9 protein-coding genes are annotated in these 15,486 nt (G+C 45.7%); 5 read left to right on the top strand and 4 right to left on the bottom strand.

Annotated features, from left to right (window positions below):
- Positions 1-3: 3 nt before the first annotated feature.
- The 4 genes from ACHKAR_RS19950 to ACHKAR_RS19935 all read right to left on the bottom strand — a co-directional run bounded on the left by ACHKAR_RS19950 (position 4) and on the right by ACHKAR_RS19935 (position 7,091).
- On the bottom strand, positions 4-1,938 hold the full coding sequence (locus tag ACHKAR_RS19950) for a sialate O-acetylesterase (protein WP_395419135.1): 1,935 nt from the start codon (positions 1,936-1,938) through the stop codon (positions 4-6).
- A gap of 10 nt (positions 1,939-1,948) precedes the next feature.
- Complete coding sequence (locus ACHKAR_RS19945; protein WP_395419134.1) at positions 1,949-3,205, bottom strand: polysaccharide deacetylase family protein; 1,257 nt, start codon at positions 3,203-3,205, stop codon at positions 1,949-1,951.
- 14 nt (positions 3,206-3,219) lie between these two features.
- A complete protein-coding gene (locus ACHKAR_RS19940; protein WP_395419133.1) occupies positions 3,220-5,709 on the bottom strand; it encodes a glycoside hydrolase family 9 protein in 2,490 nt (829 codons plus the stop codon).
- Positions 5,710-6,038: 329 nt separating this feature from the next.
- On the bottom strand, positions 6,039-7,091 hold the full coding sequence (locus tag ACHKAR_RS19935) for a LacI family DNA-binding transcriptional regulator (RefSeq protein ID WP_159581681.1): 1,053 nt from the start codon (positions 7,089-7,091) through the stop codon (positions 6,039-6,041).
- A gap of 402 nt (positions 7,092-7,493) precedes the next feature.
- Between ACHKAR_RS19935 and ACHKAR_RS19930 the strand changes: the two genes are divergently transcribed.
- The 5 genes from ACHKAR_RS19930 (at position 7,494) to ACHKAR_RS19910 (ending at position 15,471) form a co-directional block, all read left to right on the top strand.
- Positions 7,494-8,306: an SDR family oxidoreductase gene (locus tag ACHKAR_RS19930; protein WP_159581679.1), complete on the top strand. Its 813-nt coding sequence runs from the start codon at positions 7,494-7,496 to the stop codon at positions 8,304-8,306.
- 328 nt (positions 8,307-8,634) lie between these two features.
- Positions 8,635-10,050: a D-xylose transporter XylE gene (xylE, locus tag ACHKAR_RS19925; RefSeq protein WP_395419132.1), complete on the top strand. Its 1,416-nt coding sequence runs from the start codon at positions 8,635-8,637 to the stop codon at positions 10,048-10,050.
- 252 nt (positions 10,051-10,302) lie between these two features.
- Entirely contained in the window at positions 10,303-10,929 is a 627-nt protein-coding gene (locus ACHKAR_RS19920; RefSeq protein WP_395419131.1) for an RNA polymerase sigma factor, read from the top strand.
- 156 nt (positions 10,930-11,085) lie between these two features.
- Complete coding sequence (locus ACHKAR_RS19915; RefSeq protein WP_159581673.1) at positions 11,086-12,069, top strand: FecR family protein; 984 nt, start codon at positions 11,086-11,088, stop codon at positions 12,067-12,069.
- Positions 12,070-12,156: 87 nt separating this feature from the next.
- Entirely contained in the window at positions 12,157-15,471 is a 3,315-nt protein-coding gene (locus ACHKAR_RS19910) for a SusC/RagA family TonB-linked outer membrane protein (protein WP_395419130.1), read from the top strand.
- Positions 15,472-15,486: the final 15 nt, after the last annotated feature.

Raw genomic sequence — 15,486 nt, 5'->3', positions numbered from 1 at the left:
GGATTATTCCTCCCATTGGTCAGTACGGAAAGGAGAAGCTGGCAGGCCCTCCTGATTGTATAAGTTGGCCTGATCTGGATTGTCTGCCCACGCATAGCGTACGGCCACCGGTTCTTTTATATCAGCACTCCAGACGGTGATTTGATTACCTTTTATTTTGGCTTTTGCCCAAACGAATTTTTGATTCTTCCCCGCAATAGCAAAGCCCTTGAGTTCTTCTCCTTTGATTTTGAGCCCGCTGCCAGTATGTTCAAAAGTGAGAATCATCTTATTTCCTTTGATCTGAAAATCTTTATACACTGGGCCGGAATGGACCAGATCATCTCCATAAGCGAGTTTCGCTGCGGCCAGGGCCAGCCGGTTACCCACATCTTTCTTATTGAGCGGGTGAATATCGTTCCACTCCCCAATGTCGGTAATGACTGCCATGGCAGTATTGGGAACCGATAGAGCCTGTAGCTGGGCTTCGCGCAGCATGGCCCAGTCGCTGGGGCCTGGGGTGGCTTTGGTTTCCATGTAGTTGGCTAGCTGCACAAAAAGGAAAGGAAAAACACCCTGATCCCATTGCGTGCGCCAATCGGCAATCATGGCAGGAAAGAGGGTTCTGTATTCTTTGGCCCGGCTGGCATTGGACTCACCCTGATACCAGATAGCCCCTTTGATGGTGTAATTAAAAAGCGGCGCGAGCATGCCATTGTACAGGCCACCCGGCTTCCACCGAATGAAAGTAGGAGGGCCGAGCAGTTCCATTTCGGCCCCCAATTGGTATTTCCAATCGCCGGTCAGGTCGATGGTCTTATGACCAACAGTGAGGGTGTAGGGCTTATCTGGTACAAATCCACCTTTCCCGCTGCTGTTGATCACCCGCACAGTGAGGATGTTTTTACCAGCCCTGAGTACTCCGGCGGGCACTTCATATCTGCGAGGTGGGTACTGGTAGCTGGTAGTTCCTACGAATACTCCATTGACGAATACCGAATCAGCATCTATGATTCTGCCCATCAGCAGTTTTGCCGGTTGATCCTTCATAGAGGGTGGGAGGTTGATTTCTTTTCTGAACCAGACCACCCCGTTGACAGGGCCTATTGGCTGATCCGCCCAGTATCCTGGTATGGGCATCGATGGCCAGGCATCGGTGTTCAGGTCAGGAGTGTTCCAGGGGGTATTCTTATTGCCGGCATCTTTTTGCAAGAGGGTGCGATACCATGCGCCGATACGCTCATTGTCACTGTTTTGGATTTCATTGATCAGGTCATCGTCTTTGAAGCGCTGAAGCTCATCAAAGTGCTTTGGAAACTCCATGAGCGTTTTTTCACTCATCCATGCTTCCGCCGGAGATCCGCCCAGGCTGGTATTGATGAGGCCTATCGGTACCTGGTACTTCTCAAAAAGGGCACGACCAAAGAAGTAGGCGACAGCAGAAAAACTCATGACGGTTTCAGGGGTGGCTTTCACCCACTCACCCTTCTCAAAGTCGGATTGAGGTTTTTTGAAATCATACCTTGTGGATACATTAAACTGTCGGATCAAAGGATTCTCGGCAGTAGCAATCTCCTTAGCATAGATGGGACTGGCTCTTTGCATGGTGAGTTCCATATTGGACTGGCCCGAGCATATCCACACATCACCAATGAGGATGTCTTCCAGGGTGATTACCTCTGAGCCTGAAATCGTCATTTGGTAGGGGCCTCCCGCTTCCAGTGAGGGGAGCTTTATCTCCCAGGTTCCTTCAGGAGTGGTTTTAGCCAGGTAAGTAACGTCTCTGAAATCAATATTGATGGCTTGATTGGGAGTATCCCATCCCCATATTTTCACATCAGCTCCTCTTTGTAGGATCATCCCATCACTGACTAACCGGGGTAGCCGAAGCTGTCCGGTAGTGCAGAGTGAAAGGAGTAAAAGAAGAGGTAGGAGAAGAGACTTTAATACTTTGCGCATGATCAATGACTTATTGTTTCACGATTTTGAATTGACTGATACTAGAATGATCGTTTACCCGAACCAGATAAGTGCCTGAAGGTAGGCTTTTGCCTACGAAAATGGAATTATTCCCCTCACCGGAGCTGAGTTGCTGGCCGGTTAGGGAATAAATAGAATATTTGAAGGAACCACCAGACTTGATTTGTATGGTGTCGCTGAATGGGTTGGGGTGAAATGCAACCGGAGGGATGTCATTGGGTGTGGCCAGTGCTATTGCCGGCCCACCAGCACTTCCTATTGTGATCACTCCTTGATCTGGTACAGCATCAAATACCACATATGAAATGCCATTTTCCGATTGCACGTCTGATTCAATAGCAGCACCGTCTATATATACGCTGGCGGTGCTCCAATTGACAGGGAGCTTTCGTCTGATAGAAACGGCCTGATTATATAGGGCATCTTCCAGACCATCAGAAATGGTGACCTTCAGCGAGTCAGCCGTAATGGCAGACTCTGAAATACTTATTGATTCGCGCTCTTTGATGTATTTGACTACTTCAGCAAATGTACCTATCCAGTAATCATCACTGTTGGCATTCATAAAATCTACATGCTCGCTAAGTACAGAAGAAGCCACTGGTGAGTACCCACCATCATTGTCAACGCCATGGATGAGAAAGACCGCCCATCCCCCTGAGGATTTAGCCAATTCTACTTTCGTTTGAAATGCCGACGTACTGTTGACTTCACCCTGTGAGCCAACGATCATTGAGCTCAATCTATAGTAATCACCAGGCTTCGCAGAGATGATTTGCCCACTGCAAACCCTGCCTGCGATGTAGTATTTCTCAATGGTGGCCAAATCTCCAATGTTACAATTGGGGTAAGCAAGGGTGAGCACTTCCGCACCCTGCACATTGGATCTTATGGTACTTTGTGATTGTTGTAGTTGTGCCTCTTGCTCCTCTGCGCTAATACTCGGGAGGCTGGGATGAGAAATGGTGTGGCTGGCCACTTCGTGACCATTATTCGAAGCTTTCTGCAGGGCAGTCCAATCAGGACCCCAGTTAGTCACCGTATACAGGGTAACCTTGAAACCATATTGGTCAAATAGTGGCAGAGCCACAGGCAACTGATTACTAGTGTTGTCATCAAATGTGTAGCTCACTGCGGAGGTTTTAAAACCATGCCATGTGGCCACCTCATAACTTTCATCAATCTGAGCTCCCACTGATAAGCTCATTAATAGTGCTGCAGTCAGTGCTGTGTATTTACTTTTCATTCTTAGTATCGATTCTATTTGTTTAACAAATGGTCGGCAGCATTTGCCAGGTAGAGATATGCGGAAGCCACAGAAACGACGTACTCATTTTCTCCCCAGAGAAAGGGCCAATCTTCCTTGTTTTCAGGAAAATCAGGAGGTAAGATCAGCACTCCGGGGACTACACCCCCGGCTATAAAAGAGTAATCTGCACGGTTGTTTCCATAAGCTACTTTCTTGGATTTGGTGCCTACCCCCGATACCAACGAGATGTCTGAACCGGGGTGATTTCCGTATAGATAGTTGAGTGCTTTAAATACATATTCAGATCCAATGATATCAGGGAAGGCCTGATGTAAATCATAAGCGGTGATTCCAAAACCCACTACTGCACCCGAACCAGCCCAACCTCCCGTGGTTACCGGAACACCGTATGGATTCTGAGTTTCGATAGAGTCCATCCATATTTTGTACTGAGCTACCCGTTGTGGTATTTTGTTTTTAAGGTCATCATCCAGTAGGTGAAGTACTGCAGCTATTCTGGAGGCATGCTGTCCAAAATTCCTATCGATGGTAGGCCATAGTTCCGAAATCCGTTTGGCATACTGTGGGTCTCGTGTGCTGAGAAGTAATTGGGTGGCTGCTTTAAGCTCTTCATCATCTAATGCTCCACCCGTAGTATTTCCATGGTGAAAAAGATCCGGCTCTTTGGCATGCTCCTCCTTCCAGACATTGATAGCCGTGGTGAGGCACTCATCTGCCAGCGCATCATTATATCCTTTCAGTGCCCTACTGGCGGCAGCCAGGGCGGCTATTGAGCGGTAGTTGAGCGGAGTGGTGCGGCTGGTAAATGCCCATCTGTCATCAAATGTGCCACTTCTGAAACCGTCAGTCTTAAAACTGTCCAGCTGGGGTGTATAGATAAGGTTGTCTGTTTTGGTCACGCCATCACCCAGGTGTGTATATTGAGAAAGATGGGCGGCCACTATCCCGTGAATGGCATGTCCTACAGCCCGGTGTTGCGCAATTAATGCCAGGGTTCCATGCTCTATTTGCTGCAGTAAATCTGCTTTCCCGTCAGGTTTGTGAATGTCTACGTACTGTAGGGTTTGATCTATAGAGGTCTGGTCACGATCCAAACCGAATGCCTCCCAGGTATTGACAAGGTTTTGTACAACATAGCACTGGGTCTGAGTACGAATGTCAAAATCCCCGGCATCATACCATCCGCCAATGTCCAACCCCGGAATGTGCTCACCTGGTTGGTATGGAGTGTCTGTAGTAGGCCCCTGGGCATAGAGGTCAAAGTGCACCCAGTCCACAGGTGCTTGAAGAGCATCATCCATGTGTGATTTTCCATGCCATACTTTGTAGGCTTCGTTCACAAACATGTGATCCATCTGTACTGGAAAGAAAATATCCAGGGTAGGTTGCCAGGCAGTGCCATATACATCGGCAGAGATTTTGAATGCTTCCGTTCGGGTGTTTCCAGCTTCGATGACATACAGGCCGTTCTCTTTTATTTCGGTGAAGTCAAAAGTTCCGTAATTGTAACGGAGGTAGGCGCCCCACTGAGTGAGTGCTTTTCCGATGACGATTTCTTCACTGCCATCTCCTGCTATTTTGATGAGCTTGGCTGATGAGGTGGACTGGTCATTTCTATCCAGTTCGACTACTGCCTTTTTTGGCTGATCAGGGTGATACCCTTGTTGTGAATGACCAATTACCGGAGGTCTGGTCCACCCAGGAATGGTGTTGGCTTCCAATGTCCATTCTAATACTTTCCCTGTTTTAGCCGCTGGTAGGAGTGATCTTACTACAAACCACCCATTCTGCGCTTTATCGCGTCCATCGTAAAGGGCCAGATCGCCCATTCTTGAATTGATGGCTACCCTGGTTTTTGGATCTTCGGGTGAAAGTACCAGGCTGCTGCCCGTTGCCAGTGGCAAAGGATCGACCACTCCATTTTTGATTTCCATGCTGCTACTCGGGTAGAGAGGGAAGGTGCCACTCTTTTCATCCATGAGGTATCCTTTTTCAAAATAGGCGGGAGGGATAAACTCCAGGTTGAATCCGGCTTTGCCAATCAGTTTCTCGGGAACTGGATATTCAAGGTTGACGCTAATGTTTACAGAAGGGCCTTCCTGACTTACTTTCACGCTGTATTCGAAGTTGAACGCCGGATAGTGCAGAAATGCTTCAATTGTCCCATTTTCATGATCTACTTTGCGTTCCCTGAACGTTGGGATCGGGTCCCATTGCTCTGGGGTAGGCCCCAGGCGAACATCGCCGTTGGTGGCTGTTCGCACTTCATGGTGAATCAGTTCGATACCACTTTTTTTCTCATCACTGAAGAGCCCATTGTACCAGCTGGTGTAGACAAGTACATTAAGCCCACGACTTTGGAAGTACTCTTGATCGTTCAGTTTGAGGTGGTTGTTTTGCTTTTTGTCACAAGACAGGATCAAAGTGGCAAAGGCCAGAAACATTGTGATGTGCAACTTTATATTGCTATTTTTTTTCATATCAATTAGGTTGGTACTTGTAGCTTGGATTACTGTTGTTTGCAAGGGCTATCAGGATGGGGCATGGAAAGACAGACCAATGCTGCCAGAGAATATGTGCATTGAAAGGCCCTTGTTTCAAAGGTAATTGTTGGTTTCCTGCCATTCGTAAGTGTGAATTTCTTTGTGGCATAAGGGAAGATTCATGCTGGCCCTCACGCTAGTCAATCGATTGATTTTTTAAATATATAAAATAAGTTGATAAAGGTTTGTATGTGTAGGTGAAACATAAATATCATCAAGCAACCGATTGATTTTTTTGCTTGATTTAAGGGAAGATCTCTGTGGAATTAAACGATTGGAGTGGGGTGATACTTTTTCCTTGAAGAAGACTCTCTGATTAAAAGTTCGGTCTCCAGTACGATGGTTTGGGACCTGACGATTTCTTTGTGTTCCTTATACCCGAGTACTTGCATGGCTGCTAATTTGCCCATTTCTATGGCTGGGTGGGTTACTGTGGAGAGCGGGGGGTCTATAATGGTTGTGACCGGATCATTGTTAAACCCGATAACGGCCAGCTCCTGTGGCACCTTGATCCCTGCTTTTCTTGCATATTGGATTACGCTTACAGCCGAGGTATCATTGGCGCAAAAAACGCCATCTGGTCTGTTGGGTAGATTCATCAGGTATTCACTTTCCCTATGACCTTCCTCCGAACTCAGTGCTGGGTTTTCTATGATGTAATCTTCATTGATTTCCATATTGTATTGTTTCAATGCTGCCAGGTAGCCTTCCCTTCGCTCACGGTATACATTTCTGTGCTGGGCACCTCCAATATGGGCAATTCTTTTGCATCCTTCCTGAATCAAGTGTTCCGTAGCTTTGAATCCGGCCAAAAAGTTGTCAATAATCACCTTGTCAGCGTTAAGTTCCTCCGTTACCCTGTCTACAAAAACCAGTGGGATATTCTTCTGCACAAACTGCTGAAAGTGGTCATAGTTGGTAGTTTCCATTGCCAAAGACACCACTAGTCCCTGTATACGGCTGGCAAAAAGCGCCTGAGCGTTGGCTACTTCATGTTCATAATTATCATGTGATTGTGAAATGATTACATTGTAGCCTGCTTTGTTGGCAGCTATTTCTACACCGCTGATCATTGAGGAGATAAAAGGCTTGTTGATCCAGGAGATGATGACTCCAATAGTGGTGGTTTTGTTGCTCCGGAGGCTCGCGGCAATGGTGTTGGGTTGGTAGCCCCGCTCTTGAGCGAGTTTGAGAACGGCTTTTTTAGTCTTTTTTCCGATGCTGTGGTGATCTTTGAGGGCCCGGGATACGGTGGACGGTGACACATTCAGTTCTTTGGCAATGTCATATATGGTTATCTCTTTGTTATTCTTCTTCATCGCGTGGAATTTCCATCCAAAAATATCATAATTTCAAACACCTAAAGATAGCAAAAAAACGGTTGTGGGGATTCATTGTGCTTAATTGTACGATTAAATTACACAACCGATTGCGTAATTCAAAAAAGTATTATACCTTTCGAAAATGATATTGAAAACCAATATTGGGTCACATAAAAGGCAATCAATTGTGTTGCAGAAGGTGTATTGTTGAGTATTTTAAGCAGACAACTGTTGAGTTCCTATTTTTTTAGGTAAAAAGAGAGCATCTAAACTTTTGTTTATCGAATGAAACATGGAAAGCGTGATATCTTGCGTGTTTCTGCAGGTGTTGAATTTCCAATCTTAAAATATTGGTCTCATGAATAGAACACAATTCTTTAAAATCGTATCAACCAAATAATGAATTTATTTGACTTATCAGGGAAAGTAGTAATAATTACCGGAGGAGCCGGGGTGATCGGGAGTACGCTGGCGAGAAGTCTGGCTGAGGCCAAATGTAAGCTTGTTATTCTAAACCGGGACCAAACCAAAATAGACCAACGTGTAGCGGAACTTAAGAAAATCACCCCGGATGTGATGGGGCGGGTCTGTGATGTGTTGAATGTTAAGGAGTTGGAAGAAACCAATAAGCTCATTCTGGATGAGTTCGGCAGGATTGATATTCTGATCAATGCCGCCGGGGGTAATATTCCCGGAGCAACTCAGTCTCATGATCAGCAGATTTTTGATTTGAAAATTGAGGCCATTGACCAGGCCATGGATCTCAACCTGAAAGGGACTGTTTACCCTTCGTTGGTTTTTGGTAGGTCCATTGCTGAAAACGGGTCAGGAAGTATCATTAATATTTCCTCTATGGCCACCTATTCGGCTATTACCAGAGTGCTTGGATACTCTATTGCTAAGTCTGGTGTAAATACCTTCACAAGGTGGATGGCTTGTGAGCTGGCCAGAAAATATGGGGATAAAGTGCGTGTGAATGCGATAGCTCCCGGATTTTTTATAGGAGATCAGAATAGAGAACTGTTGCTCAATCCTGATGGGTCATTGACGGACAGAAGTAAAAAGGTCATCAACAAAACGCCCATGGGTAGGTTTGGCGAGATCAGGGAGCTTGCTGGTGCTGTGCAGTTTTTGTGTTCAGATTCTGCCAGTTTTATCACAGGTGTGGTGTTGCCAGTGGATGGTGGGTTCAGTGCCTTTAGTGGTGTCTGAGGATATTCTGTCAAGAAAATTTTAAAGACCCTTCTTCATACTTCTCGAAAAGGGTGGATTAAACCTCCATCCTTTTCTTTTAGTGAGACGGACATGATTGTAAAAGATCTGAATATGAACGATCAAAGGATTAATATGTCTCTAATTTGGGGCTCATTGGTCATTTGGTTATGCCCTCAGCTGAATGATTGCGACTTGTTTCCTTTGACATACCTATTTTAGGATGTTGGATATGCTCCGGGTACGGAGGTGAAGAAGCTTTTATTGATATTGATATAGTCGGATTCCCAACAAGCGATTTAAAAACAAAACCTAACAGAATTTAATAATGACAGAAAGACCTAAAACAAATATCAAGTCGATAGCACTTGTGGCAACCCTCGGAGGGTTGCTCTTTGGCTATGACACAGCTGTGATCTCTGGTACCGTGGGTTCACTGCAGGCTTTTTTTGTGGATCCGCGGGGATTAGATGAGCTCTCGTCCAACTCTCTGCTTGGCTTTGCAGTCTCCAGCGCTTTGATAGGATGTATCATTGGCGGGGCCATAGGCGGACTCATTGCCCACAGACTAGGAAGGAGAGGCGGATTGATGCTGGCCGCCGGATTGTTTGCCATCTCGGCACTGGGCTCTGCCGTTCCTGAGTTAGGTTTCAGGGCTATAGGAGATGGTGACCATACTTTTCTAACCCATTTTGTGGTCTATAGGATCATCGGTGGGCTTGGTGTGGGTATTGCCTCTATGCTTTCACCTATGTACCTGGCCGAGGTGTCTCCGGCTGATAAGCGTGGATTTTTCGTTTCCTGGAATCAGTTTGCCATCATCTTCGGGATGCTGGTGGTTTATTTTGTCAACTACTACATCTCCCTTCAAGGGGACGATCAGTGGCTGGAAAGGGTTGGTTGGAGATGGATGTTTGCTTCTGAACTGATTCCTGCTACCTTGTTTATCACCTTTCTTTTCACCATTCCTAAAAGTCCAAGATGGCTGGCCCTGAGGGGAAAGTATGAAGATTCTTTACAGATCCTGAAAAATATCAATGGAGAAAAGATTGCCAACGAGGTTTTTAAAGAAATCAAAGATGCTATAAACCTCAACAAGAGCAGTGCGCTTTGGTCGTTTGGTTTTGTGGTTATTTTCATTGGCTTGCTGTTGTCCATGTTTCAGCAGTTTGTCGGGATCAATGTCGTTCTTTATTATGCACCGGAAATTTTCAAGAATGCAGGCTCCGGCACCAATGCGGCATTGCTCCAGACCATCGTGGTAGGTGCCGTCAATTTGTTGTTCACGGTCATTGCTATACTGCTGGTAGATAAGCTCGGCAGAAAGCCACTCCAGATCATAGGAGGTCTGGCGATGGGTGTCAGCATGGTGGGGCTTGGACTTACCTTCTCTATGGATGCCATGGGTGTGGGCTCTTTGGTGTTTATGATGCTTTATGTAGCTGCTTTTGCCATCTCCTGGGGGCCTGTTACTTGGGTATTACTTTCAGAGATTTTCCCCAATACCATCCGAGACAAGGCCATGGCTTTCGCGGTAGCCGCTCAGTGGATTTCCAACTTTGTGGTTTCACAGACTTTCCCGATGATGAATAACAATTCCTGGTTGGTGGAAAAATTCAATCATGGTTTTGCTTACTGGATTTATGGAATCATTGGCTTCATCGCTGCCTGGTTTGTATGGAAGTTTGTCCCCGAAACCAAAGGCAAGAGCCTGGAAGAGATTGAGAATTTATGGCATAAGTAAGTCATTAACAGATATTTGAATGAGGGCATGGGTAACGGAGCATCAGCTCCGTTGTTCATGCTTTTTTTTATGAGCGCATGCGAGTGTATCCTGCTCGGAGCACACCAGTAATCCACCTAAATCAGCTAGGTGTCAGGTGGGGGAATTTTCAAATCAGTGATAAATTTCTAATAATCTTTCTTATTTTTCCGATTGAATTCAAAACAAGTGGATCAAAATCCCGGAGTTTTGAGAGGTTCATAATCAACTCTTTTGACAAAGAAAACGAACATACGGAAGCTTTCTGATGACGATTCATTCAAGGGATGGTTCGAAGAGGTCTATGAAGCCAACTTCGAACGTCTCTTTAGGTATGCGTTTTCGATCACCAAGGACAAGCAACTCGCCGAGGATGTTGTATCAGAAGTCTTTCTCAACATCTGGAACAAGCGTCCGGATTATTCCAATATACAGGAGTTAGGCTCTTATCTGCACGTCTCCGTAAAGCATTTGGCCATACGCATGGCTTCCAAAGATTTGCGACGTTTCTCTTATTCCAATTATGATGAAACTCTGCAGATCTCAGATGCCGTGGACCCTGAAAACCTCCTCTTAGGGAAGGAATTGGATGAGTTGGTGACTACCATTCTTTCCGATTTGTCGCTGCACAATCGGGTGGTGTATGACCTGGCCAAAAACAAGGGCTACACCAATCAACAGATTGCAGATGAGCTGGGGATCTCCAAACGCACAGTGGAGAGCCACTTGCATTTAGCGCTCCGAAAAATCAAAGAAGGACTACGGGAACACTTTAAGGAATCTGATAAAAACTACCACTTCTTCACCAGCATTGGTTCCTTATCAGCCCTCGTCATTAGCACCCTGTTGGCTCAGCTTTAGTAAAACCCTTTGTTTTAATATTTTTAACAGAATAAGCCTTTCATTATGAAATGTAATAGTGTATTGGGTTATGTGGTGTTTATATTGTATTTGTTTGCAATCTCGTCAGTATTTCCACGGTGAATTGACTCTTCTAGGTGTAAGGATTAAAATACAATGGAGCACCTTATTTCAAAATATCTAATAAACGATCTCACCCGAGAGGAGGAGGTGAAGCTCAAGTCTTGGCTGGAGGAGGACGCTCTCAATCGCAAAGTGTTTGAGAACATTGTGGCAGATTGGAAATTGTCGGCTGACGAGATTCTCACTTCAAAATCAGCCGTGCTTGATCGCATTGTCAACAGTGCTACGCCCTCTCATGAGTTGCCAAAAGAAAGATCGCTTGGAGCTTTTGACTATCTGATCAGGGTGGCGGCAGTCATGGTTTTGGGAATTGGACTCTATCTTGTGTGGGATGCTACCAACTCGGCTGAAACCAGCCATGTAGCCACGCAGGAGGTTCAGATAGAGAAAGAAGCGGCCAATGGTCAGAAACTGACCTTTGAGCTATCGGATGGCACCATAGTAAAACTGAATTCTGGAAGTATGCTCTCTTATCCTAAGGTCTTCTCTGAGAGCAAACGGGAAGTTACTTTGGTAGGGGAGGCCTTTTTTGATGTGGCAAGGGATGAGTCACGGCCTTTCAAAATCAAATCCGGCGAAGTAAATGTGCAGGTGCTAGGAACTTCGTTCAATGTGCGCTCATATCCAGATGCTGAGCAGATAGAAGTAGCCGTGAAAACTGGTAGCGTCTCGGTAGAAAGTTCGTTTTCTGAATCAGATGTGGTGTTGGTGCCTGACGAAATGGTCGTGTACACCACGGGGAGCAATTTCTTTGACAAAAAGAGGATAGAGGACAGCCAACAGGTTTTCGGCTGGATGGATCAGGCGCTGATTTTTGAAGATCGGGGTATTAAGGATATTATCAAGGAACTTTCCAGGTGGTATGATGTGAAGTTTGAGATTAAGCGCGAACTGGATTACAAAAAGGCTTTTACTGCTCGATATAAAAATCCGACACTGAAAGCCGTTTTGGAGAGCTTATCCTATGCTTATGATTTTGAATATGAAATAGATGGAAAAAAAGTAATTATCAAGTAAACCTAATATATAAAAAAAGAAAGCTGAGAGGACTTTGGGGAAAGGTTCTCAGCTCTCGGAAAAGTTTCTGACTTAAACAAAAACTCTATGCATGCAAAATTACAAAAATTAATCATTCGCATGTCCAAAATTGCGATTTATGCGATTATCATGTGCTATTCGCTCACCATGGCGTTCGCATATGAGACCTCCGCTCAGCGTAAATACCTGAGCGAGATCAGCTTCGAATTGAATTACGAAGGGAAGAGACTCATTGATCTTTTGGAAGAGATCGAAGGTTCCAGTGAGTTTTCCTTTGCGTACTCCAAAAGGGAGTTAAAGGACAAAAGTATTTACCTAACAACAGGTAAGTGGAATATGGATGATCTGCTGAAAGAAATCTCCGTGCAGGCACGGGTTTCACTCAGGCGGATCAATGAGACCATTACCATCAAGAAGGTAAATGAGGCAGAGAAGCTGCCGGTAGTGTCAGAAGTGGTGTATGTCAAACGAGAGATTTCCGGACGGGTTATTGACGAGAATGAAGAAGGATTGCCTGGTGCTACTATTGTAGAAAAAGGCACTACCAATGGTACCATCACTGACATTGACGGACAGTTTAAGATCGAAGTGTCAGAGGAAGCCAGCTTGCTTATCTCATTTGTAGGCTATCATACCCAGGAGGTTACGGTGGGTGATCGTACTAATTTTGACATCACGCTGGAGCCTGATTACACAAGTTTGCAGGAGGTAGTGGTGATCGGTTACGGAGAGCAAAAGAAAGCAGATTTAACAGGGGCAGTGTCCGTAGTTGATACTGAAGAGTTGCAAAAGAGACAAGCTACCACTGTAGCGGAAGCTATGCAGGGACTTGCCACTGGCGTAAATATCAGAGGAGGAGGCCAGCCGGGTAGCGAAGCTCAAATTCAAATTCGTGGGCTGAGTAACTTCAGCAATCAGCCTCCACTGTACGTAATTGACGGGATGATCACCACGGCCAACCGTGACTTCAATCCCAACGATATCGAATCCATTCAGATTCTGAAGGATGCGTCTGCAGCGGCTATTTACGGATCCAGAGCGGCCAATGGTGTGATCATTATTACTACCAAAAAGGGGCGGGAAGGCCCACTTCAGGTCAAGTTTTCGGGAAAAACCGGGGTACAACAGATCCCGAGGTATGAGCTGGCAGATCGTGATGAGTATATCCAACTCAATAATATGGCTTATGACAATGCCGGCGTACCCAGACAGGATCATGATCTGACTAATGATACCGATTGGCAGGATGAAGCCTTTCAGTCAGGGAGAATTCAGGATTATAACTTGTCCTTTTCTGGTGGCGGCCCCAATGGCAACTACCTGATCTCAGGCAACTATTTCGAAAACAAAGGCACGGTTATCAGCACGGGCTTTGAACGAATGAGCTTCAGGGTGAATACGTCAGCGAAAAAAGGAATTTTTAGTGTTGGGGAAAACATCGCTATCACCAATGCTCAAGCAGATGAAATGTCAGGAAATCCAATCTTTGATGTGATCAGATTGATGCCTACTATTCCTGTGTATGATGAAAACAACCCTGGTGGCTATGGCTATGGGAATGAGGCACGTGCTCGTACATTTGGCACCAACCCAGTTGCTATTGCTGAGCTGGAAGACCGCACCAATGCTAATTTCAGGGTGCGCGGCAATGTTTGGTCTGAGTTGCAGTTTTTGCCCTCACTCAAATACCGGGTAAACATGGGTTATGAAAGGAGCAATGATCATTATCAGTTCCTGAGAAAGGAGGGTAATTGGACCCTGAATCAGCCTTATGATCCTTCCATAGCTATTGAGAATAGAGGTGAATCAAGTACGCTTTTGGTGGAAAACACCCTTAATTTCAACAAGGACTTTGGCAAACATCAGGTTGACGTTCTACTGGGGCAGACCTTTCAAAATGACAAATATGCCAGAATGGAAGGGGTAAAGCGCAACCTTCCTCAGAATCCGACCACAGGCCAGTACTATACCGTGTTGGATCAGGGAGATCAGGCAGTAGTTACAGGGTTTAGACAGGAGGCAGTATTGATTTCGTATCTGGGTAGGATCAACTATACCTATGACAATAAATACATTCTGAATGCTGTGTTTAGAAAGGATGGTACTTCCAGACTAAGCAAGGATAACAGATGGTCAAGCTTTCCATCCCTGGCAGCAGCATGGAGAATCAGCGACGAGGCATTTTTCAATAGCAGCCTGATCAGCAACCTGAAGCTAAGAGCAAACTATGGTACGCTGGGGAGTAGCAATATTGGCTACTGGGATTATCAGCAGACCATCAATACTTTTCCGACCATCGCCATGGGACGGGATCAGCACATAGAACCAGGTGGAACAAATATCCGATTGGCCAACAATAATTTGAGATGGGAAACACTGACCCAGAAGAACTTCGGCCTGGATCTTGGCTTGTTGAAAAACAAACTTACCGCTACAGCTGAATATTACATCTCCGAGACCAAAGATGTACTCACAGAGGCACCAATCACGTTGACCACTGGTAACGATGGGGGCAACCCTGTTGTAAATGCAGCCTCGCTGAAAAATTCAGGATTTGAGCTATCACTGACTTACTCTGAAGCAGAGAAAGCATTCAAATACAACACCACGCTGAATGTTACTACTATCAAAAATGAGGTGCTCAGCCTGGGCTATGGTAGAAATGACATCTACGTAGGCAATACCGTGACAGAAGTGGGACAACCCATCGGGATGTGGTACGTGCTGGAGACAGATGGTCTATTTCAGACCACTCAGGATATAGAGGGACACACGACCGACGGTCAGATCATTCAGCCTGGAGCACAGCCGGGCGATATCCGCTTCGTAGATCACAATGGTGACGGCCAGATTACAAATGACGATAAAGTAGTAATGGGCAACCCATGGGCGGATATAGAGCTTGGTTTCAACTTTAATGCGTCGTACCAAAACTTTGAGTTTTCCATGACATGGTTCAGTTCATTAGGCGCTACCGTCTACAATGGTCCCATGTCTTTGATGGGGCGATTTGATGACAACTCCAACTACCCGGCCGGAATTAAACCCTGGACCCCTGAAAATCCCGATACGGACGTGCCCAGGGCCTATTACGGGACCACCCTCAATTCTAGAGGTGATACGGATCGATGGTTGGAGAACGGAAATTTTGCGAGGATGAAGTTCATCAGCCTGGCTTATAACCTGCCCAGCGCCTGGGTAGAGCGCATTGGGTTCGAAACAGCGCAGGTATCAATCTCCGGTCAAAACTTGATCACCCTCACCAAGTACAGTGGCCTGGATCCTGAGTTTCGAGGCCCGGGTATCTATGAGCGAGGGTTTGATCTGGGGGCCTTTCCCAATGTGAAAACCTTTTCTATGGGTCTGAATTTTGGATTTTAAATAAAACATCAAAGC

The organism is Marinoscillum luteum (genome assembly GCF_044005705.1).
GTDB classification, from domain to species: domain Bacteria; phylum Bacteroidota; class Bacteroidia; order Cytophagales; family Cyclobacteriaceae; genus Marinoscillum; species Marinoscillum luteum.
The sequence above is the reverse complement of the archived record's forward strand: the minus strand, read 5'-3'. Positions and strand labels throughout refer to the sequence as shown.